This is a genomic window from Kitasatospora aureofaciens (assembly GCF_001188955.3).
GTDB lineage: Bacteria > Actinomycetota > Actinomycetes > Streptomycetales > Streptomycetaceae > Kitasatospora > Kitasatospora aureofaciens.
The window spans coordinates 24,603-42,794 of record NZ_JPRF03000040.1; the positions used below are offsets into that span (position 1 = coordinate 24,603).

At 74.0% G+C, this 18,192-nt stretch carries 21 protein-coding genes; 7 read left to right on the forward strand and 14 right to left on the reverse strand.

Translation table 11 applies throughout. From position 1 onward, the window contains the following. Positions 1 to 176: 176 nt before the first annotated feature. Both HS99_RS25505 and HS99_RS25510 read right to left on the reverse strand, forming a co-directional pair. Positions 177 to 698 carry a hemerythrin domain-containing protein gene (locus HS99_RS25505; protein ID WP_063737923.1) on the reverse strand — a complete coding sequence of 174 codons (522 nt, stop codon included), beginning with the start codon at positions 696 to 698 and terminating at the stop codon, positions 177 to 179. Positions 699 to 778: 80 nt separating this feature from the next. After that, positions 779 to 1,705 carry a DMT family transporter gene (locus HS99_RS25510; protein ID WP_030552874.1) on the reverse strand — a complete coding sequence of 309 codons (927 nt, stop codon included), beginning with the start codon at positions 1,703 to 1,705 and terminating at the stop codon, positions 779 to 781. 48 nt (positions 1,706 to 1,753) lie between these two features. Between HS99_RS25510 and HS99_RS25515 the strand changes: the two genes are divergently transcribed. After that, positions 1,754 to 2,293 (forward strand): MarR family winged helix-turn-helix transcriptional regulator, encoded by a 540-nt coding sequence (locus tag HS99_RS25515; RefSeq protein ID WP_030552876.1) that lies wholly within the window; start codon positions 1,754 to 1,756, stop codon positions 2,291 to 2,293. 358 nt (positions 2,294 to 2,651) lie between these two features. Continuing rightward, positions 2,652 to 3,257 carry an AAA family ATPase gene (locus tag HS99_RS25520; RefSeq protein ID WP_043480693.1) on the forward strand — a complete coding sequence of 202 codons (606 nt, stop codon included), beginning with the start codon at positions 2,652 to 2,654 and terminating at the stop codon, positions 3,255 to 3,257. A 57-nt stretch (positions 3,258 to 3,314) separates the two neighbouring features. On the opposite strand, the gene HS99_RS25525 is transcribed toward HS99_RS25520, so the two are convergent. Continuing rightward, positions 3,315 to 3,710 carry a hypothetical protein gene (locus HS99_RS25525; RefSeq protein ID WP_043480725.1) on the reverse strand — a complete coding sequence of 132 codons (396 nt, stop codon included), beginning with the start codon at positions 3,708 to 3,710 and terminating at the stop codon, positions 3,315 to 3,317. Between the two features lie 151 nt (positions 3,711 to 3,861). On the opposite strand from HS99_RS25525, the gene HS99_RS25530 reads away from it, so the two are divergent. Continuing rightward, on the forward strand, positions 3,862 to 4,386 hold the full coding sequence (locus tag HS99_RS25530) for a P-loop nucleotide/nucleoside kinase family protein (protein ID WP_030552879.1): 525 nt from the start codon (positions 3,862 to 3,864) through the stop codon (positions 4,384 to 4,386). A 219-nt stretch (positions 4,387 to 4,605) separates the two neighbouring features. Here HS99_RS25530 and HS99_RS25535 read toward each other — a convergent pair whose 3' ends face one another. The 3 genes from HS99_RS25535 to HS99_RS25545 form a co-directional block, all read right to left on the reverse strand. Further along, entirely contained in the window at positions 4,606 to 5,256 is a 651-nt protein-coding gene (locus HS99_RS25535; RefSeq protein WP_079151535.1) for an AMP-binding protein, read from the reverse strand. 216 nt (positions 5,257 to 5,472) lie between these two features. Beyond that, on the reverse strand, positions 5,473 to 6,201 hold the full coding sequence (locus HS99_RS25540) for an HAD family hydrolase (protein ID WP_030552883.1): 729 nt from the start codon (positions 6,199 to 6,201) through the stop codon (positions 5,473 to 5,475). 91 nt (positions 6,202 to 6,292) lie between these two features. Next, on the reverse strand, positions 6,293 to 7,357 hold the full coding sequence (locus tag HS99_RS25545) for a helix-turn-helix transcriptional regulator (protein WP_030552885.1): 1,065 nt from the start codon (positions 7,355 to 7,357) through the stop codon (positions 6,293 to 6,295). Between the two features lie 96 nt (positions 7,358 to 7,453). On the opposite strand from HS99_RS25545, the gene HS99_RS25550 reads away from it, so the two are divergent. Beyond that, positions 7,454 to 7,864 carry a VOC family protein gene (locus tag HS99_RS25550; RefSeq protein ID WP_030284817.1) on the forward strand — a complete coding sequence of 137 codons (411 nt, stop codon included), beginning with the start codon at positions 7,454 to 7,456 and terminating at the stop codon, positions 7,862 to 7,864. A gap of 255 nt (positions 7,865 to 8,119) precedes the next feature. On the opposite strand, the gene pgm is transcribed toward HS99_RS25550, so the two are convergent. The 3 genes from pgm to HS99_RS25565 form a co-directional block, all read right to left on the reverse strand. Further along, a complete protein-coding gene (gene pgm / locus HS99_RS25555; RefSeq protein WP_030552887.1) occupies positions 8,120 to 9,760 on the reverse strand; it encodes a phosphoglucomutase (alpha-D-glucose-1,6-bisphosphate-dependent) in 1,641 nt (546 codons plus the stop codon). Between the two features lie 312 nt (positions 9,761 to 10,072). Continuing rightward, complete coding sequence (locus HS99_RS25560) at positions 10,073 to 10,372, reverse strand: YciI family protein (protein ID WP_030284811.1); 300 nt, start codon at positions 10,370 to 10,372, stop codon at positions 10,073 to 10,075. Positions 10,373 to 10,376: 4 nt separating this feature from the next. Continuing rightward, the gene (locus HS99_RS25565) at positions 10,377 to 11,204 is read right to left on the reverse strand and encodes a GNAT family N-acetyltransferase (protein ID WP_232543084.1); all 828 of its coding nucleotides are present in this window, start codon (positions 11,202 to 11,204) and stop codon (positions 10,377 to 10,379) included. Positions 11,205 to 11,605: 401 nt separating this feature from the next. Between HS99_RS25565 and HS99_RS25570 the strand changes: the two genes are divergently transcribed. Both HS99_RS25570 and HS99_RS25575 read left to right on the forward strand, forming a co-directional pair. Further along, positions 11,606 to 11,947: a hypothetical protein gene (locus HS99_RS25570; protein WP_050366329.1), complete on the forward strand. Its 342-nt coding sequence runs from the start codon at positions 11,606 to 11,608 to the stop codon at positions 11,945 to 11,947. Positions 11,948 to 12,075: 128 nt separating this feature from the next. Continuing rightward, a complete protein-coding gene (locus HS99_RS25575) occupies positions 12,076 to 13,566 on the forward strand; it encodes an FAD-binding protein (protein WP_030552891.1) in 1,491 nt (496 codons plus the stop codon). Between the two features lie 68 nt (positions 13,567 to 13,634). Here HS99_RS25575 and HS99_RS25580 read toward each other — a convergent pair whose 3' ends face one another. From HS99_RS25580 to HS99_RS25600, 5 genes are all read right to left on the reverse strand, one after another. Next, entirely contained in the window at positions 13,635 to 14,591 is a 957-nt protein-coding gene (locus tag HS99_RS25580) for a helix-turn-helix transcriptional regulator (RefSeq protein WP_030552893.1), read from the reverse strand. Between the two features lie 176 nt (positions 14,592 to 14,767). Next, a complete protein-coding gene (locus tag HS99_RS25585) occupies positions 14,768 to 15,298 on the reverse strand; it encodes a pyridoxamine 5'-phosphate oxidase family protein (protein ID WP_030284800.1) in 531 nt (176 codons plus the stop codon). 132 nt (positions 15,299 to 15,430) lie between these two features. Then, positions 15,431 to 16,294 carry an ABC transporter permease gene (locus HS99_RS25590; RefSeq protein WP_030284799.1) on the reverse strand — a complete coding sequence of 288 codons (864 nt, stop codon included), beginning with the start codon at positions 16,292 to 16,294 and terminating at the stop codon, positions 15,431 to 15,433. Further along, complete coding sequence (locus HS99_RS25595; RefSeq protein ID WP_030284797.1) at positions 16,254 to 17,135, reverse strand: ATP-binding cassette domain-containing protein; 882 nt, start codon at positions 17,133 to 17,135, stop codon at positions 16,254 to 16,256. Before HS99_RS25595 ends, HS99_RS25590 begins: the two co-directional genes overlap by 41 nt. Then, complete coding sequence (locus HS99_RS25600) at positions 17,135 to 17,617, reverse strand: MarR family winged helix-turn-helix transcriptional regulator (protein ID WP_030284795.1); 483 nt, start codon at positions 17,615 to 17,617, stop codon at positions 17,135 to 17,137. Before HS99_RS25600 ends, HS99_RS25595 begins: the two co-directional genes overlap by 1 nt. A 139-nt stretch (positions 17,618 to 17,756) precedes the next feature. Between HS99_RS25600 and HS99_RS42730 the strand changes: the two genes are divergently transcribed. Continuing rightward, entirely contained in the window at positions 17,757 to 18,149 is a 393-nt protein-coding gene (locus tag HS99_RS42730) for a hypothetical protein (RefSeq protein ID WP_030284793.1), read from the forward strand. The last annotated feature ends 43 nt before the right edge of the window (positions 18,150 to 18,192 follow it).

Consider the following 18,192-nt stretch of genomic DNA (forward strand, 5'->3'; position numbering starts at 1 on the left):
CAGGATCACCTCGTACCGCGACGCGGGAGAGGGGGCGGCGGCGCTGTGCTTCGGCATGGCCGCTGCGCCCCCTCTCTGTGTGCTCTCGCGTGCCGGTACGGTCGTTGGGCGTCCGCACCTCGGGGTGCGGCCGCGTGGCGAGTGTAGGGGGGTCGGGCCCGGCGGGGCCACGGGATTTACGGCTCCTGCGGGCCTTGCGGCGTGCGCAGGCGAAGCACCGGCTGGATCCAGCCGTCCTCGTCGCGCCCCGAGACGTCCAGGGCGGTGTCCAGGGCGGCGCCGATGGCGCGTTCCTCGTAGCCGAAGTGGGATTCCATGATGGCGGCCAGTCCGTCGAGTTCGCGTCCGATCGCCTCCAGGGCCGCCCCGTCCTCCCCTACGGCCTGTTCGGCGAGGTCACGGACGCGGGTGAGGAGGGCGGCGATGAGGCCGTGGTCCTCGACGAGTTTGGCGACGGTGGGTGCGAGGTCGGGGCGCTCGCGCAGCAGGTCCGCGAACAAGCCGTCGTCCTCGCCTTGATGATGGGTCGTCAGAGCTGTGCAGAAGGCGAGGCAGTGGGCGGTCAGGGAGTCGCCGCCTGCGCCCTGGTGGCGGCCCAGGGCGGAGCGGACACCTGTCAGGCGGCGGCGCAGTTCGTTGTGCGCCTGGGAGAGCTGGAGGCTGAGGGCGGCCGTACGGCCGGTGCGGGGGGAGGCCACGTGCGGGCGTGTCCCTTCGGTCGTGCACCTCCATGCCTGGCGCAGTCCGCCACCGGCACGCGATGCCGGTGCCCATCCGATCACGGCACGCGCTTTCCGGGCAAGCCCGCGCCCGTGGCTGTGGCGGGTGTTCCGGTGCGGGTGTCGGTGCGGGTGTCGGTGCGGGGGCGGGGCCGTCCGAGGAGGATCCCGACCACCACCAGCGCCAGTCCCAGCCCCTGGCGCGGCCCCAGTTCGTCGCCGTCCAGCACGGTGCCCAGCAGCACCCCGGTCAGCGGGTTGAGCAGTCCGAGCAGGCCGACGGTGGCGGCCGGCAGGTGCCGCAGTCCGGTGAACCAGCAGGCGAAGGCGAGGGCGGTGGCGGCCAGGGTGACGTAGCCGAAGGCGAGCAGGGTGGGGCCGTGCAACGGCGGCGGCGCTCCCTCGGCGCCGGCGGCCAGTGGCAGCAGCAGCAAGCCGCCCGCGGTCAGCTGCCAGGCGGTGGCGGCCAGTGGGTCGGCGCCCTCGCGCCAGCGGGCGGCGAGCACGTAGCCGACGGAGGAGACCAGCATCGCGCCCGCCGAGGCCGCCAGCCCGGCCCGGTCGAGCGCACTGCCCGTCCCCAGGACGGTGAGCGCCACTCCGGCCAGGCCCACCACCGCCCCCGCCAGGTGGGAGCGGTGCGGGTGCTGCCCGGCCAGTGCCCAGGCGGTGAGCAGCATGGCCAGCGGCGAGGCGGCCATGACGGTGGCGGCGGTGCTGGTGGGCAGCAGCTGGGACGCGAGGTAGAGCAGGACGAAGAACACGGCGGTGTTGAGGAGTCCGAGCAGGGCGCTGCGCCACCACCAGGCGCCGCGGGGGCGGCGGCGGGCGAGGGCGAGCAGCAGCAGTCCGGCGGGCAGGGCGCGCAGGGCGGCGCCCCACAGTGGGCGGTCGGCGGGCAGGTAGGCGTGGGTGACCCAGTAGTTCGCGCCCCAGGCGATCGGGGCGAGGGCGGTCAGCAGCACCCACCGCACATTTGCTTCCATGGAAGACAATATAGCTTCCCTGGAAGCTACCAGGGATAGGATGGGCCCATGGAGCCCCAGCACCAGCAGCACCCGGACGACGGCGGCGACCACGTCGCGCTGATCCAGGCCGCGTGGCACCGCGAGCGACCCGACCTCGACGTCTCCCCCCAGGCCGTGATCGGGCGCCTTCACCGCCTCGCCGCCCGCCTCACCGCCGAACTCACTCTCGTCTACCGGCGCTACGGCCTGAGCGAAGGCGAGTTCGACGTGCTCGCCGCGCTGCGCCGCGCCGGCACCCCCTACGAGCGGGCCCCCGGGGAGCTCGCCGCGCACACCATGGTCACCACCGGCGCGATGACCAAGCGGATCGACCGCCTGGAGCACGCCGGCCTGGTCACCCGCCGCACCGCCGAGGACGACCGGCGCGCACGCGTGGTCGCCCTCACCGACGCGGGGCTGCGCCTGTTCGACGAGGCGTTCACCGCCCACATGCGCAACGAGCACCGCCTGCTCTCCCATCTGGACCCCGGCGAGGCCGCCGCTCTCGAGACGCTGCTCACCGCCTGGCACCGGCGCCTGGAAGGAGCCGGGCCGAGCAGAACCTGACGCACGCACACCCGCCCGGTTCCGGCCCCGGCGCCGCCCCGGCCGTCGCGACGAGCCCCTCGGGTTGGAGGGGCCGGGCGGTGCGGGCCGACCGGCGCCGCCGAGCTGCGGGCCCGGGGCACCCGCCGCCTCGCGCTCGCTCGTGCAGCGGACAGGTGGCGGGCCGTCTTTCCCATGCACCGCCGCCCTCCCGTATACACGGACTTGGGCGGGCGGCGGTGCCGGGGACCGGGCCTTGGGCCGGCTGCGGGGCGCCGGGGGCCGGGCCGGGAGGCCGCCGCGCGTACGGGCGCCCCCCACACTCTTGGGACCCCGCCCGGACCCGGAACGGATGACCGCCCCCGGTTAATGTGACCGTATGCACACCGACCGCCGCCCCTGGGACGTCCTGCTGATCGGCGGCGCCTCCGGCGTCGGGAAGAGCCGCGCCGCCGAGCACCTCGCCGCCGCGAGCGGCGCGTTCACGGTGGAGTTCGACGACGTCGTCGCCGCCCTGCAGGCCGCCACCACCCCCACCACCCACCCCGGCCTGCACCACTTCACCACCACCCCGGCCCAACGCCTGGGCACCGAAAGGGTGCTGGAACTGCAGATCGCCACCGCCCACGCCCTGGACGAGGCCCTGCTCGGCGTCGTTCGCAACCGCCTGAGCGTCGACGTGCCCGCCATCGTCGAGGGCGACTACCTCAGTCCCCGGGCCGCCGTCCGCGCCGCCGCCGAGGCCGCCGCACACGGCCGACGCCTCCGCGCGGTGTTCCTCCACGAGGGCGAGGCGGCCCGCATCAGCGCCAACTACGCCCGGCGTGAACCCGATAGCGGCGCGCAGAACGAGCGCGCCGCCGTCAGCGCCCGCTACTCCCACTGGCTCGCCGCCCAGGCCCGCGCCGACCGCCTGCCGGTGGTCGACTGCCGACCCTACGACACCCTGCCTCAGCGCCTGACCGCCGCCTGTTCCTACGCCTGAACCGCTGCCCGGGCCGCAGCGCAGGGCGGCGGCACACCGGGCGGCGGCGCAGGACGGCTACGCGGGGACGTCCTCGATGTCCGAGATCAGCTTGGTGCTGAGATCGCTCTGCACCGCCAGCCGGGTCGTCCCGGCGTCCGGGCCGGTGCCCCAGGTCAGGGTGACCGTGGTGAACAGGTGCCCGGCGCCCGCGTCCTGGTAGGCCACCTCCCAGGCGGTGGGCACGTCCTGAGCGCGCAGCACACCGTCGGCGTGGTTGACCTCCTCCCAGGCCGCCAGGCGCTGGCGCAGGTCCTCGGTGAGGTAGTGGCCGCGCAGTTCGTCCGACAGGTCGTCGGTGCCGTCGGCGACGGCGTCGACGTAGGCGCCGTAGAAGTCGGCGACCCGGTCCACTGCGGAGTCCGGACTGCCGCTGCGGGCCGCGGTGCCCGCGTCGGTGTCGGTGTCGGTCATGAGCATCCCTGTGTCCGGGCCCGTACGGCGACTCGCCGCCTGCGGGCCGATCCGTCCGTCCGCAGGAACAACGAGTCCGGGGCGGGGCAGGTTTCGGGTACAAAGACCCCGACGGGCGGTGGACAGAGCCGGGTCTGACGGGAGACGAGCGGTGTTGATCGTGGTGAGCGGCGGCCCGGGCAGTGGGAAGACGACACTGGCGCACGCGCTCGCCCGCGCCGTCGGCTGCCCCGCGGTGTGCCGCGACGAGGTCAAGGAGGGCCTGCTGCACGCCGGCACCCGGGTGGACGCCCCCGACGAGGCGGTGCGCGACGCCTTCTTCGACGTGCTGGGCGTGCTGGTGCGCGCCGGGGTGAGCGTGGTCGCCGAGGCCGCCTACCAGGACCGCGTCTGGCGCCCCCGCCTGGAGCCGCTGGCCGCCCGCACCGAAGTGCGGGTGGTGTGCTGCCGGGTGGATCCGACCCTGGCCCGGCGCCGCATCGCCGAACGCCTGGCCGCCGGGGGCCACCGCGCCGCCCACGCCGACCGCGAGCTGCTCGCCGCCCCGCCCGGCGCGGGCAACCTGCTGGACGACTTCACCCCGCCGTCCCCGCCGGGCGCACCGCGCCTGTGCGTGGACACCACCGACGGCTACGACCCGCCGCTGGCGGACATCGCCGCCTTCGTCCGCCGCTGAAAGCCCGGGACCCGAACAGCAACCGCGCCTACGCCTGCCGGCGGACCACCGGCCCGGCTCCGGCCGGGCACACGAGCGGCTGGCGCGCAGCGGGTTGCGGGGGCGGCTGGTGCTGGTGCCCTGACCGAGCCGCCCCTGCCCGGCCGAGCCGTGTCCCTGCCCCGCGACCTGGCTGTCCCCTGCCCCGGCCGGGTCGCGCGGACTGGAGTGCCTTCGTGTTCAGCGGGCCGCTACCGCCTCGCGCAGGCGCTTCCTGTCGGGCTTGCCGACGGCCGTCAGCGGGATCGCGTCCACCAGGTGCAGCGCGGTGGTGCCACCGGTGTGGCGGATGCCGAGGTCGTCGCCGGGGCCGATGCGTACGGCGGGCTCCTCGGCGGGCCGGTGGGCGGAGGCGGCGATCACGTCCTCGCCGATGGCGCCCCCGCTCGGGCCGGGGCCGAGGGTGAGGACGGTCGGGACATCGATCAGCGGGAGCAACTCGGCGGCGCCGGCGTGGCGTTCGGCGTCCACGAGAAGGACGGTGGTCTCCACGCTGGCGGTGATCTCGGCCAGCACCGGGGCGCTCATCCCGTCGTACAGGTTGACCACCCGCGCACCCGCGAGCCCCGCCGCGTAGCGGGCGCTGAGCGCCTCGGCGGTGTTGCCGGTGAGCAGGGTGACCGTCGCGCCGCGGCCCACGCCCCGGGCCAGCAGCTCGTGGGCGAGGCGGCAGGTGGCGGCGGCGAGGTCGCCGGCGGTGATCTCGACGCCGTCGGCGGTGGTGATGGCGCGCCGGTGCGGCTCGCGCAGCAGGGAGCGCAGGAGCAGGGCGGGTGCGCTGACGAACTCCCGGGCGGGCATGGCTACTTCTTCTGCGGAGGGGGCAACCATGCCCTTACCCTAGCCCCCACCGAGGCCCCGGCGCGGCCGGTTGGCCGGTTGGCGGGTTGGCCGGGGGAACCGCGGTGCGGGCGGCGGGTGGCTTCCCGCGCGTAGGCGGCGGTGCGGCGGCAGGGCGGGGGTCTCCGAGGGGCCGGTGCGGGAAGGCGGGCCGGGCGGCTTGCGGGCGGGGGAAAGAGCGCGGGTCTTCGGGGTCCTGGGCCTGCGTCAGGGGACGGGCGTGAGGGTGGCGAGGGCGTGGGGGAGAGTGGTGAGGAGGTGGAGTACGTGGATGCCGTCGGCGGCGGGGGCGCCGGTGGCGGCGCGGTCGAGCCAGAAGGCGTGGAGGCCGGCGTTGCGGGCGCCTTCGGCGTCGACGGTGTACTTGTCGCCGACGTAGGCGACCTCGTGCGGGGGCAGGCCCAGGGCGGCGCAACCGGCGTGGAAGATCCCTGGGGCGGGCTTGGCTTCGCCGTGCTGGTCGGAGCAGACGAGGACGTCACCGAGGTGGTCGAGCAGGCCGATGGCGCCCAGTTTGCGGCGCTGGTGGTCGGTGTCGGAGTTGGAGACGATGCCGAGCCGGTAGTGGGGTGCGAGCTGGCGCAGGGCGGGCTCGGCGTCGGGGAAGGCGGCCCAGGCGGCGTCACGGTGGGCCGCGTAGCCGGCGAACCAGGCGGCGGCCTGTTCGTCGCTGAGGTGTTCGGCGCCGTGGCCGAGGTGGGCGAGGAACTGGCGGGTGCGTTCGATCTGCTGGCCGCGCAGGGTGAGTTCGCGGGCGAGATAGCGGGCGTACTGGTACTCCATGACGTCGCGCCACAGGGTGAGGGCGGCCCGCGGGGTGGGGAAGCGCTCCAGCAGGCCGACGTCGCGCAGGTGGGCGAGGATGCCCGCCTGCTCCGAGCCGGTGTAATCGAACAAGGTGTCGTCGACGTCGAAGAGCACGCCCCTGATCGGCATGAACCGTCCTTCCCTCTCCCGTTCCCGTTCCTGCTTTTTGGCGGCGGTGCGCCCGCGGTGTGCTGAGGTGCGGCGGGCTCCGGTAGGGACCCTACGCGCCGCTCGCCCGGGCGCCGCGGGCGAGGCGGTCGGCGAGGGCGTTGACGAGGTCGCGCAGTTCGTCGGGGCGCTCGATGACGAAGGGCCGGTCGAGTGCGGCCAGCACCGGGGGTAGCCAGTCCAGGCGCTGTGCCCGCAGTTCGACACGCAGCCAGTCCTGCTGCCCGGGTGCCCCGCCGTCCGCGACCGTGCTCGGCCCGTGTCCGGTCAGCTCGGCGACGCTGGCCGGCAGGTGGGCGCGGATGTGCTCGGGCGTGGCCTGGATGCGCAGGGTCACCCGGTGGCGGTAGTCGGCGGTGGCGAAGCCGGTGAGCAGGCGCTGGGCTGGGCCGGGGCCGACGGGGTCGGCGGGTTCCCGGAAGGTGCCGGGCAGGGTCCTGGCGCCGGTGACGCGGTCCAGCCGGAAGGTGCGTTCCTCGTCGAGGCGGGTGTCGGTGCCGGTGAGGTACCAGCGGCCCGCGTGGTTGACGATCCCGTGGGCGTGCAGGGTGCGCTCGCTGGAGCGGCCCTCGCGGTCGGTGTAGCCGAGGGCCAGGGGGCGGCGGTGGCGTACCGCGTCGGCGACGGTGAGCAGGACCTCGGCGTCGGGAGTGCCGCAGTCACCCGCACCGGGCAGGCCGGGCGGCCCGGGCGGGACGGGGCCTTCGGACGGGTCGGGCGCTTCGGTGTGCGCGACGGTGTCCTGGAGGGCGTCGAGGCGGCGGGCGGTGTGCCGGGGCAGGACCCGGCGGATCTTGGCGGCGGCCGTCTCGTTGGCGGTGCGCTGGGCTGCCGTGAGGGCGGTACGGCGTGCGGCGAGCAGGCCCAGCAGCACGGCCAGGGCCTCGTCGTCGCCGAGCATGAGCGGGGGCAGGCGGTAGCCGGGGGCCAGGCGGTAGCCGCCGTAGCGGCCGCGCACCGATTCCACGGGCACGTCCAGCTCGATCAGGTGGTCCACGTAGCGGCGCACGGTGCGCCCCTGGACGCCCAGGCGCTCGGCCAGTTCGGCCACCGTTCGGGTGCCCCCCGACTGCAGCAGCTCCAGCAGGGTCAGCACACGGGCGGTGGGTCGGGGCACCCGGAAAATCTACCGCAGATAGGGGACCGATCCTGTCCGGTATTGCTCCTAGCCTGCGGAACGCAACGTTTCAGCACCAACGGCCAGGGAGATCCCATGGACTTCGTCTCGATCCGCATCATCACCGGCGACGTCGCCCGCCTCGTCGACTTCTACGAGCGGGCGACGGGAGCCCGGGCGGTGTGGGCCACCGAGGACTTCGCCGAGCTCAGGACCGCCCGCGCGACCCTGGCGATCGCCTCCACCCGCACCGTGGCCCTGTTCGCCCCGGGCTGCGCCGTGGCGGCGGACAACCGCAGCGTCATCACCGAGTTCCTGGTCGACGACGTCGACCGGGTTCACCAGGACCTGACCGGTGCCGATGCCGGCGTCGTCGCCGATGTCGTGGCGGGGCCCGCCACGATGCCCTGGGGCAACCGGTCGCTGCTGGTGCGCGACCCCGACGGCAACCTCGTCAACTTCTTCGCGCCCGTGACGGCGGAGGCGGCGGCGCGGCTGGCGCGCTGACGCGGGCGCCGCGCCGGCCCGGGGCCTCGGGTTCTCGGGCTTCGCGTCTCAGGCGGGCGCGGGCGCTGATGCGAGGAGGGCGTCCAGCAAGCCGGGGAAGCGGGCGTCCAGGTCGGCGCGGCTGTCGCCGCAGCCACCATCCGCGACCGGCCCGAGGCCCGTCCCGCCCGGGGCCCGTACGGGCCTCGGCGCCCCCGAAACCGTCGGCGCCCCCGCACCGCCCAGACGGCGGCCGGGGGCGCCGGCAGGGGCGCGTCAGGCCCCGAGGACCTCGCCGACCAGGGCCCGGGCCTCCTGCTGCACCCGCGCCAGGTGCTCCTCGCCCAGGAACGACTCGGCGTAGATCTTGTACACGTCCTCGGTGCCCGAGGGCCGCGCGGCGAACCAGGCGTTGTCGGTGCACACCTTGAGACCGCCGATGGCCGCCCCGTTGCCCGGCGCGTGGGAGAGCACCGCGGTGATCTCCTCCCCCGCCAGTTCCCCGGCCGTGACCTGCTCGGGGGACAGCCGGGCCAGGCGGGCCTTCTGCTCCCGGTCGGCGGGCGCGTCCACCCGGGCATAGGCCGGAGCGCCGTGACGTCCGGTCAGCTCACGGTAGTAGGCGCTGGGTGTGGCACCGGTGACCGCGGTGATCTCGCAGGCCAGCAGCGCCAGCAGGATGCCGTCCTTGTCGGTGCTCCACACCCCCCCGTCACGGCGCAGGAACGAAGCGCCGGCGCTCTCCTCCCCGCCGAAGGCGATCGAGCCCTCCAGCAGGCCCTCGACGAACCACTTGAAACCGACCGGGACCTCCACCAGCGTGCGGCCCAGGTCCGCCGCGACCCGGTCCAGCATCGAGGAGGACACCAGCGTCTTGCCCACCGCCGCGTCCCCGGGCCAGTCGCCGCGGTGACGGAAGAGGTAGTCCACGGCTACCGCCAGGTAGTGGTTGGGATTCATCAGCCCGCCGTCGGGAGTGACGATCCCGTGCCGGTCGGCGTCCGCGTCGTTGCCCGTCGCGATGGCGTACTCGTCCTTGCGCCCGATCAGGGAAGCCATCGCGGCCGGGGAGGAGCAGTCCATACGGATCTTGCCGTCCCAGTCCAACGTCATGAACCGCCACGTCGGATCGGTCACCGGATTGACCACCGTCAGATCCAGCCCGTGGACCTCCGCGATACGCCCCCAGTAGGCCACCGACGCCCCGCCCAGCGGATCCGCACCGATACGCAGTCCCGCCCCCCGCACCGCCTCCAGGTCCACCACCGACGGCAGGTCGTCCACGTACGCGCCCAGGAAGTCGTAACGTTCCGTCGTCGCCGCGGCCAGCGCCCGCGCGTACGGGACCCTCCTCACCCCCCGCAGGCCCTCACGGATCAGCTCGTTCGCACGGTCCTGGATCCACCCGGTGGCCTCCGAACCGGCCGGCCCGCCACTGGGCGGGTTGTACTTGAACCCCCCGTCACGCGGCGGATTGTGCGACGGCGTCACCACGATCCCGTCCGCCAACGCCTGCCCACCGCGCCGGTTGAACCCCAGAATCGCGTGCGAGACCGCGGGAGTGGGGGTGTAGCCGTCCGCGGCATCGATCAACACCTGCACACCGTTGGCCGCCAACACCTCCAGCGCCGTCACCTTCGCCGGCTCCGACAACGCATGCGTATCCGCCCCCAGGAACAACGGGCCCCCCACCCCCTGCGCCGCACGGTACTCACAGATCGCCTGCGTCGTCGCCGCGATGTGGTCCTCGTTGAACGCCGCGTCCAACGACGACCCCCGATGCCCCGACGTCCCGAACGCCACCTGCTGCGAGACCTCCTGCGGATCCGGCCGCAACGCGTAGTACGCCGTCACCAACCGCGCCACATCCACCAGATCCCCCGGCTGCGCCGGCTGCCCGGCCCGTACGTGCGCCATTCATCCACTCCCGCCGAAACGCCGAACACCGAAAATCCCGAACCACGCGACGCAACCGCATGCCGCGCTCACCGATCGTAACCAGAACACAACCACACCCCGAACCGCACCCACCGGCCCGGAGGCACACGGGACCGTTTCGGGCCGGGCGGACGGCCGCAGTCCGGCCCGGCCGGGAGCGGCGACGTTGAGCCCAGGCGGGCAGCCGCTGTACAGGCGGGCGAGCCGCCGCCGTTCGGCAAGGGCACCTCAGACGGTCCCCGGCCCCGACGAACGGGGCCGTCCGCCCCGGGGCGGACGGCCGCTGTTGGCTCAGGCGGGCAGTTGCTGGCGGTGGGCCTCCAGGGCGGGGGCGGTGACGGTGGCCAGGAACTCCGTCACCCGGTACTCGGTCAGGCCCAGTCGGACGAACGGGTCGGTGGCCACCAGTTCCTCGATCCGGGCCCGGTCCTGCCCCACCGCCAGGATCACACCGCCGTCACGCGGCACCTTGCGCCCCGAGGCCAGGAACGTGCCCGCCGCGTAGTGGCCGTTGAGCCACTGCACGTGCTGCGGCAACGCTTCGTCGATCCGCTCCAGCGCGGCGGTGTAGGTCAGCTCCAGGATGAACATGGCGTCAAACTAGCGCGACGGGCTGGGGGGAGGCCCACCAGGTCGCCGGAGCCGCGGCGGTGTAGCCCAGTGACTCGTACAGCGGCCGACCCAGCTTCGAGGCCGTAAGTGTGGCGGGCAGGGAGGCCAGGCCGGCCAGGGAGGCGAGCATGACAGCCCGGCCGGCACCACGGGAACGCAGCTGCGGCGAGGTGCCGACCCAGTAGTGACTGGCGACACCGTCGTGAACGAGCCTCACGCAGGCCCCCGCAGCCACACCTTCGTACCGGGCGACGAACACGTCCACCCCGGGCTGGTCGATCAGCGCCATGGGGAACAGCTCGCCGGGGCGGTAGGGCTCGAAGCCGGTCAGTCCGAAGCCCGCGATGACGACCCGCTCCGCCTCCTTGAGGTCCTCGGGCCGCCGTACCCGCACCACGTCCAGGGCCGGTTCGCCGACGGGCGCGGGCGGGCGCAGCATGACGGGCATCTGCCAGTTGCGCATACCGAGGTGGCTCAGGTCGGTGGTGCTGAACGGGTCCTCGGCGTTGACGGGGCCGACGGCCCGGCGGGCGAACTCGCTCAGCTCTGCCAGTTCGTCCGGGTCGAGCCCGGGTTCCTGGATCAGGATCCGCAGGCCGGCGCGCTCGTCGCCGTCCACCGCGACGAAGCTGCGGCGCCGGACCACCCGGTGTCCGCGGCTTCGGCCGATCGCGGCCCAGAAGGCGGCGGAGTTGCGGGCCTGGCGCACCGGCGCCTCGGCGAGGGCCTCGGCCGAGGGGACGGGGCCGGGAGCGGGGGTCTGGGCGGCGGTGGGGGCGGGTCGGTCGGTCGCGGTGGATCCCGTAGTCATGGTGCCTACGCTAGTGCCGAATTGACCGGACACACGGGCCAATTCCCCGCGGCCCCACTGGGCCACCTTCGGACCGGGACGCGGTACGGCGAGGCGCGACGGAATACGGCGACGGAATACGGCGGCGAAGTGCGGCGGGCCGCGCGGGTGCCCCTCCCCTGGAGGGTGTCGACCCCAATCCTGCCAGGTCAGGCCGCAGTTCCGGTAGGACGTAACCCACCCTGTTTCCGCCTTGCCGCACCCCGTGCGCACCCCGCACACTCGTGCAACACCCCACTCCCCCGACCTGGCCCCACGCGCCGCCGCCCGCTCCCCGGACGGCCGGCGTGCGGGCCGCCGCGCCCCGGCGCCATGGCCGGGGGTGGGGCACACCGGAGCAACGACCAAGGGGGAAAAGGCAGATGAACGCGCACACGGACCTGGTGCTGAAAGCACGGATACGACTGCTGAGCCACAACGAACGAATCCTGAACGGCGAGGAAGGACTATGGGTCTACCGGACCCTGTTCACGGTCAACCCCCACGCCCACGCCTACAAACTAGCCTACGTCCTGAGGGAACTGAGCGAGACCAGCCCCCGCCTCGCCCACCTGCCCGAAGCGCGACAGGCACTGTTGGAGGAGGCCGGAGCCGCCGGCTGCCACATTCCGGCCGACGCCCCCACCTACCAGCACCAGATGTGGAACCACACGGTCGCGCAGCTACGAGAGATCGAACGCCGCCAGGGACAGGCAGGCCAATAGCACGCCCGCACCACACCAGCAGCAACAACAAGGGACGGACGGGCACCGGAGGCGCCGCCCGGTAGGCGGCGGCGGGATGGTTGCGGTACAACAATCCCTATTTGACGATTGATCGGAGAAACGCTGATATGAGCAGGTCAGGACTGTCCCGCCGCGCCCTGATCGCCGGGGCCGGCGCCGCCGTCGTCGGGTGGAACACCGCCACCCGCGCCTGGGCGACCGCACCGCAGGCCGACGTCGCCGAACTGCCGTCCCTGGACGGGTCGATGACACTGCGGGGCGAGGGCCTGGAGCGGTTCACCTCCGACTTCGGGCACCTGGTCAGCGCCGCGCCGAGAGCGGTGCTGCGGCCCGCCTCGGTGCGGGACGTGCAGCGGGTCGTGGAGTTCGCGCGGCGCCACCGCATCCCGGTGGCCGTCAACGGGCAGAGCGGGGACGCGGCGGTGGTGGGGCAGGCAGGGCTGGAGTCGCACTCCAGCTACGGCCAGGCCAATCCGCGCGGCGGCATCGCCGTCGACGCCCGCGGCCTGGACCGGGTGGTGTCGATCCGGCCCGGCGAGGCCGTGGTGGAGGCCGGCGCGACCTGGGCGCAGCTGACCGACGCCGCGCTGGCGCAGGGCTGGATGCCGCCGGTGCTGACGGACTATCTGCACCTGTCGGTGGGCGGGACGCTGAGCGTGGGCGGGATCGGCGGGGCGGTGCAGCACCACGGCCTGCAGACGGACACGGTGCGCGAACTGGAGGTGGTGACCGGCACCGGCGAGCTGGTCACGGCCTCGCGCGAGCGCAACCGGGAGCTGTTCGAGGCGGTGCTGGCCGGCGGCGGGCAGGTGGGGATCATCGTCCGGGCGACGCTGGCGCTGGTGCCGGCGCGCGAGCGCTCCACCGTGTTCACCCTGGCCTACGACGACCTGGACGCCTACCTCGCCGACCAGCAGAAGGTGCTGGCCGACGGCCGGTTCGACCTGCAGGTCGGCAACGTGGTGCGCAGCGCGGACGGGCAGCGCTGGCGGTACACGGCGGAGCTGGTGGCCTACGGGGACGCCGGGCGCCCAGTGGACCGGCAGGCGTTGCTGGCGGGGCTGAGCCCGGTGGCGGACGGGACGTCGGTGGTGGAGCAGAGCTGGCGCGAGTACGCGTTCCGGGTGGACGCGTTCGCGGGCTACCTGCGGGCGGCGGGGTTCTGGGGGCTGCCCAAGCCGTGGCTGAGCCTGTTCCTGCCGGCCTCCTCGGTGGGGGTGTTCATGCGGGAGGCCGCCTCGTCGCTGACGGCCGCGGACCTGGGGGCGGGGCTGCTGCTGTTCTACCCGTACGCGCGCGACAGGGTGCGCACCCCGCTGGCGGTGCTGCCGCAGGGTGAGGTGGGCTGGCACTTCGACCTGCTGGCCTTCCCCGCGCCGGGCGCGGACGTCGCCGGGATGCTGGAGCGCAACCGGCGCCTGTACGAGCGGGCGGTGCAGCTGGGCGGCAAGCGGTACCTGATCGGGGCGGTGCCGGGGATGACGGCCGCGGACTGGCAGCGGCACTACGGGGCACTGTGGGAGCGGGTGGAGGAGGCCAAGCGGCGCTTCGACCCGGCGGGGATCCTCACCCCCGGCCAGGGCATCCACAGCGCCTGACCCGCACCCGGCGGCGGGGGCCGTCCCGGCACTGGGGGACGGCCTCCGCGCCGGGAGACTGGGGCCTGTCAGGCGTAGAGGGCGGCGGTGCGGCGGGCCGCGTCGGCGAGGCGGGCGCGGAGTTCGGGTGGGTGGAGGACCTCGGCTTCCGGGCCGAGGCGGAGGAGTTCGAAGTAGCCGATGTCCCAGGTTTCGAGCGGCAGGGTGACGGTGACCCAGCCGTCGGGGTCCGCGGGGCCTGCGGTGGCGAGGGCGTCGGTGGCGGCGGTCGGCTCCAGCAGGACGGGGAGGTTCCGTAGGGCGAGCGGGCTGAGGCGTACGACGGCGCGTTCGCGCAGCATGGCGCGGGTGAACTCGCGGGCCGCGGTGGTCCAGTAGTCGGCGAGGTCGAAGTCCGGGTCGCGGTCGAAGCGTTCGTCGCCGGCCTCGGCGGTCTCGAAGCGGTCGACACGGTAGGAGGCGATCCGGCCGGAGGGGCCGCGGGCCGCGACGTACCACTGGCCGGCCTTCAGGACCAGGCCGTACGGTTCCAGCCGTCGCCGGCGGGTGCCGCCGCGTGCCGCGTAGCGGGCGTCGAGGACGCGGTCCTCCCACACGGCGCGGGAGACCTCGGCGAGCAGCGGCGGGGTCTCTGGGTCGCGGAACCAGGCCGGTGCGTCGAGGTGGAAGCGCCGGGCGGCGGCCGCGGGGGCGTCGCCGAGGGCGGCGGCGACCTTCAGCCGGGCGGCGAGGGCGTGTGCGGCCAGGCCCATGTCGCGCAGCGGGCCGGGGAGTCCGGCCAGGTGCAGGACTTCGGCTTCGGCGCGTTCGAGGCCGGTCAGGCGGGTGCGGTAGCCGTCGACGAGCCGGTAGCCGCCGCCGCGCCCGCGTTCGGCGTACACCGGCACTCCGGCTTCGAGCAGGGCGGCGATGTCGCGCTGCACGGTGCGCTCGGAGACCTCCAGCTCGGCCGCGAGCTCCGCGGCGGTCATGGTGTGCCGGGACTGCAGGAGCAGCAGCAGCGCGATGGTCCGGCTCGCCCGCACCGTGCCCTCCCTGCTCGCTGTCCTGCTCGGCCCCCGCTTCGCACCATTGTCACCGCTCGCGCGGGTCCGCCGCCCGTCGGTGTTCCACCTCTCCCGGGTCCCCCGGGTCGCGGTCGACAGCCCGGCGCAGGTTGTCGGTACGGGCGCCGAGATGTGGTCGGTGGTGCCGTCCGTCACTACTGGTCCGGTGTTGGGCCGAGTTGGGCGGGGTCGGGGGCGAAGGCGGTCATCCAGTGCGGGTGGAGCCGGTAGTAGACGACGTCGTTGTCCCAGTCGAAGGCGTCGTGGCCGTAGAAGTCGCGGAAGTGGGCCAGCAGTTCGGGCCAGTCGGCGGCCGCCGGGCCGCCGGGCGGGTTGAGGGTCTCCACCGTGCCGTGGGTGAACACGCCCAGATCCTCCCCGCGCAGGTGGGCGGCGCTGACGGCGGGCCGGGCGGCGAGGTGGCGGGCCTTGGCGGAGGAGCGGGCGGTGCCGAAATGCCACGTGCCGTGCAGGAAGTGGCCGTCCACGCCGCTGATGCGCGGCTCGCCGTTGGCGGTGACGGTGGACAGGGCGAGGGTGCACATGCCGGTGAGCACGCGGGTGAGCTGCTCTGCGGTGAGGGTGCGCTCGCTGTTGATGATCGAGCGCAGGTGGGCGGTGGAGCGGGCGAGCGAGGCGTCCAGGAGGGCCTGGAGGCGGTGGAGCTCGTCGGGTGTTTCGCGCATGGCGGATAAGGTCCTTGCCTGGTCGGTCCGGCCGGCGCCACGACGGCGCCGGCCGGCGGTGCCAGCCTCGGCCCTCAACCCGACATCTTCTGTCGTGTTTCCTCCTTTCCTCCGGATGGGCTGCCGGCGGTCTCAGCGGGCCAGGCGTCCCAGCAGGGCGGAGGCCGCGGCGATGCCGGCGAGGGTGGCGGCGGCCAGGACGGCGAAGTCCAGCGGCAGGTGGGACGGGGTGCCGATCAGCAGGCCGCGCAGCGCGTCGACCTGGTAGCTGAGCGGGTTGACCTTGCTGACGGCCTGCAGCCAGCCCGGCATCAGGTCCAGGGGGTAGAGGGCGTTGGAGCCGAAGAACAGCGGCATGGTGATCGCCTGGCCGATGCCCATCAACCGGTCGCGGGTCAGCACGATCCCGGCGATGGCCATCGACAGGCAGGAGAAGAACGCCGAGCCGAGCAGCACCACCGCCACCACCCCGAGCAGGCGCAGCGGGTTCCAGGTCATCGCGACGCCGAGGACGGCGGCGATCAGCACCACGACGACGGCCTGCAGGACGGCCTTGACGCCGGCGGCGAAGGCCTTGCCGGTGACCAGGGCGGCGCGGGGAGTGGGTGTGACCAGCAGTTTGGTGAGCACCCCGGAGTCCCGCTCCCAGATGATCATGATGCCGTAGAAGATCGCGATGAACATCGCGGACTGGGCGATGATGCCCGGTGCGAGGTAGTCCAGGTAGGGGATGCCGCCGGTGGGGATGGCCTTGAGACGGGTGAAGGTCTCGCCGAAGATCAGCAGCCACAGGGCGGGCTGGACGGCCCGGGTGTAGAGCTCGGTGCGGTCGTGGCGCAGCTTCTGCAGTTCCACCGCGCACATCGCGGCGATGCGCGCGGGTACGAGGCGCCAGCCGGTGCGGGCCCGCGGGGGCACCAGCAGCAGGTCCAACTCCGGGCCCCGGTCGGGGGGTTCAGCCGACGCGGTTGGCCGTGCGGCGGGTACGGCGGACATCGCCGAAGTCTCCTTCCGTGGCGTCGGCCAGGTCGCGGCCGGCGAAGTGGCGGAACACGTCGTCCAGGGTCGGCTCGTCCCGGCCGTCCCGGCCGTCCCGGCCTTCATGGCCTGCCTGGCCTTGTTGGCCGTCCTGACGGACCTGGTCCTTGAGTTCGGCGGGAGTTCCCAGAGCGCGGATACGGCCGCGGTCCATCAGGGCGATGCGGTCGCAGTGACGGTCGGCCTCGTCCATGTAGTGGGTGGTGACCAGGACGGTCATACCGGTGGCCCGGCGGACGGCGTCCACGCGTTCCCACACGCCGGTGCGCGCGATCGGGTCCAGGCCGATGGTGGGTTCGTCCAGGACCAGCAGGCGCGGGGCACTGACCAGGGCCTGGGCGAGTTCGAGGCGGCGCACCATGCCGCCGGAGTACGTGGCCGCCATCCGGTCGGCGGCGTCGGTGAGGTCGACGGCGGCCAGGGCCTGGGTGACACGCCGGGCGCGTTCGGCGCGGGGGACGTCGAAGACCCGGGCGAACAGGGCGACGTTCTCGCGGCCGGTGAGTCCGGCGTCGGCGGACAGCTGCTGGGGGACGTAACCGAGCAGCCGCCTTACCTCCATGGGACGGCGGGTGGCGTCGTGACCGAAGACGCGCACCATACCGGCTCCGACCGGCAGCAGAGTGGTGATGGCGCGGATCGTGGTGGTCTTGCCCGCACCGTTGGGGCCCAGCAGGCCGAACACCTCGCCCGTGCGCACGGTCAGGTCGATGCCGTCCACGGCCCGGGTCACCTTCCCGCGGCCGTGGGTGAAGCTGTACTCCAGGCCCCGGCACACCACCGCTTCCTCGTGGTCCATCACTCCTCCTCCGCGTCCGGCAGGTTGCGCAGTCCCTCGGCAAGGCGGTGCAGCGCGGGCAGTGCGGCGGCCAGGGCGGCCCGCTCGGGCTCGGGCAGGTCCGCCACCAGCTCGGCCATCAGCGCCCTGCGGCGCCGGCGCCAGGCCTCGATCCGCTCCTCGGCCGCGACCGTCGCGTAGAGCAGCGCCGCCCGCCGGTCGTTTGGGTCCACCTCCCGGCGCAGCAGGTCCTGCGCCGCGAGCTGGTTGACCAGCGTGGAGACCGAGTTCCCGGCCAGGCACAGCTCCTCGGCCGCCTCGGACACCCTCAGACCGGGGCTGTCCATCACCAGGCGCAGCAGTTCCACCTGCGCACCGCGCAGTCTGGGCTGTTCGACACGGCGGCGCAGGCGGCGGCGCAGCATCCGGTGGATGCCGACGAGCAGGGCGGAGAACTCGTCCGCGACCGTGCCGTCGGGCGTTGCGGGGGCCCGTGTCGTCATGCTCCGATTTTAGCTCTCAGTGAGAGGTAACTGTCGAGAGGTGGGGCGGGGATCGGGGGCGGGGATCGGGGGCCCGGGTCGCAATTTGGGTAGCGCCGGGCTCTTCCGTCGCGCGCGGGCGCGGAGACATCCTGGGGGCATGCGGTGGATCCGGCGCGCAGTGCGGGTCGCGGACGGCGACGCGTTCCAGGCGTCCCTGTTCGGCGCCCTGGTGCTGGCTCTCGACCTGTGGCTGCTGTCCCGCACCGAGTACGACCCAACGGCCGTGGCCGCGCTGGTGGGCCTGGACTCGGCCGGAGCGCTGGCGGGCCTCGGCATCGGCCTGGTGGGCGCCAGGGTGGACGCCCACCACCGGCGCGACACAACTCCCGCAGTGAGTCAGGGAGTTCGCCTGGTACGGTGCGCGGCGACGGGGGCCCTGTACGTTCACCTCCTGCTACCAGTAGCCCTCGTGGCCGACTTCGTCCTGCACCCGGACCACCTCATCGGCGTCCTCGGCGGCACCCTGGACCGAGACGACGCCCCCCGTTAGAGCCAGCAGCGTCCGCGCCCGCGCCCGCGCCACGCCCGCGCAA

Bases quoted from the DNA above. Each gene is read 5' to 3' on its own strand.
- HS99_RS25525 (WP_043480725.1), bottom strand. From the start codon at position 3,710: ATGACCGACACCGACACCGACGCGGGCACCGCGGCCCGCAGCGGCAGT.
- HS99_RS25540 (WP_030552883.1), bottom strand. From the start codon at position 6,201: ATGCCGATCAGGGGCGTGCTCTTCGACGTCGACGACACCTTGTTCGAT.
- HS99_RS25565 (WP_232543084.1), bottom strand. From the start codon at position 11,204: ATGACTACGGGATCCACCGCGACCGACCGACCCGCCCCCACCGCCGCC.
- HS99_RS25590 (WP_030284799.1), bottom strand. From the start codon at position 16,294: ATGTCCGCCGTACCCGCCGCACGGCCAACCGCGTCGGCTGAACCCCCC.
- HS99_RS25515 (WP_030552876.1), top strand. From the start codon at position 1,754: ATGGAGCCCCAGCACCAGCAGCACCCGGACGACGGCGGCGACCACGTC.
- HS99_RS25600 (WP_030284795.1), bottom strand. From the start codon at position 17,617: ATGACGACACGGGCCCCCGCAACGCCCGACGGCACGGTCGCGGACGAG.
- HS99_RS25520 (WP_043480693.1), top strand. From the start codon at position 2,652: ATGCACACCGACCGCCGCCCCTGGGACGTCCTGCTGATCGGCGGCGCC.
- HS99_RS25510 (WP_030552874.1), bottom strand. From the start codon at position 1,705: ATGGAAGCAAATGTGCGGTGGGTGCTGCTGACCGCCCTCGCCCCGATC.
- HS99_RS25535 (WP_079151535.1), bottom strand. From the start codon at position 5,256: ATGGTTGCCCCCTCCGCAGAAGAAGTAGCCATGCCCGCCCGGGAGTTC.
- HS99_RS25550 (WP_030284817.1), top strand. From the start codon at position 7,454: ATGGACTTCGTCTCGATCCGCATCATCACCGGCGACGTCGCCCGCCTC.
- HS99_RS25585 (WP_030284800.1), bottom strand. From the start codon at position 15,298: ATGCGCGAAACACCCGACGAGCTCCACCGCCTCCAGGCCCTCCTGGAC.
- HS99_RS25570 (WP_050366329.1), top strand. From the start codon at position 11,606: ATGAACGCGCACACGGACCTGGTGCTGAAAGCACGGATACGACTGCTG.
- HS99_RS25575 (WP_030552891.1), top strand. From the start codon at position 12,076: ATGAGCAGGTCAGGACTGTCCCGCCGCGCCCTGATCGCCGGGGCCGGC.
- HS99_RS25560 (WP_030284811.1), bottom strand. From the start codon at position 10,372: ATGTTCATCCTGGAGCTGACCTACACCGCCGCGCTGGAGCGGATCGAC.
- pgm (WP_030552887.1), bottom strand. From the start codon at position 9,760: ATGGCGCACGTACGGGCCGGGCAGCCGGCGCAGCCGGGGGATCTGGTG.
- HS99_RS42730 (WP_030284793.1), top strand. From the start codon at position 17,757: ATGCGGTGGATCCGGCGCGCAGTGCGGGTCGCGGACGGCGACGCGTTC.
- HS99_RS25595 (WP_030284797.1), bottom strand. From the start codon at position 17,135: ATGGACCACGAGGAAGCGGTGGTGTGCCGGGGCCTGGAGTACAGCTTC.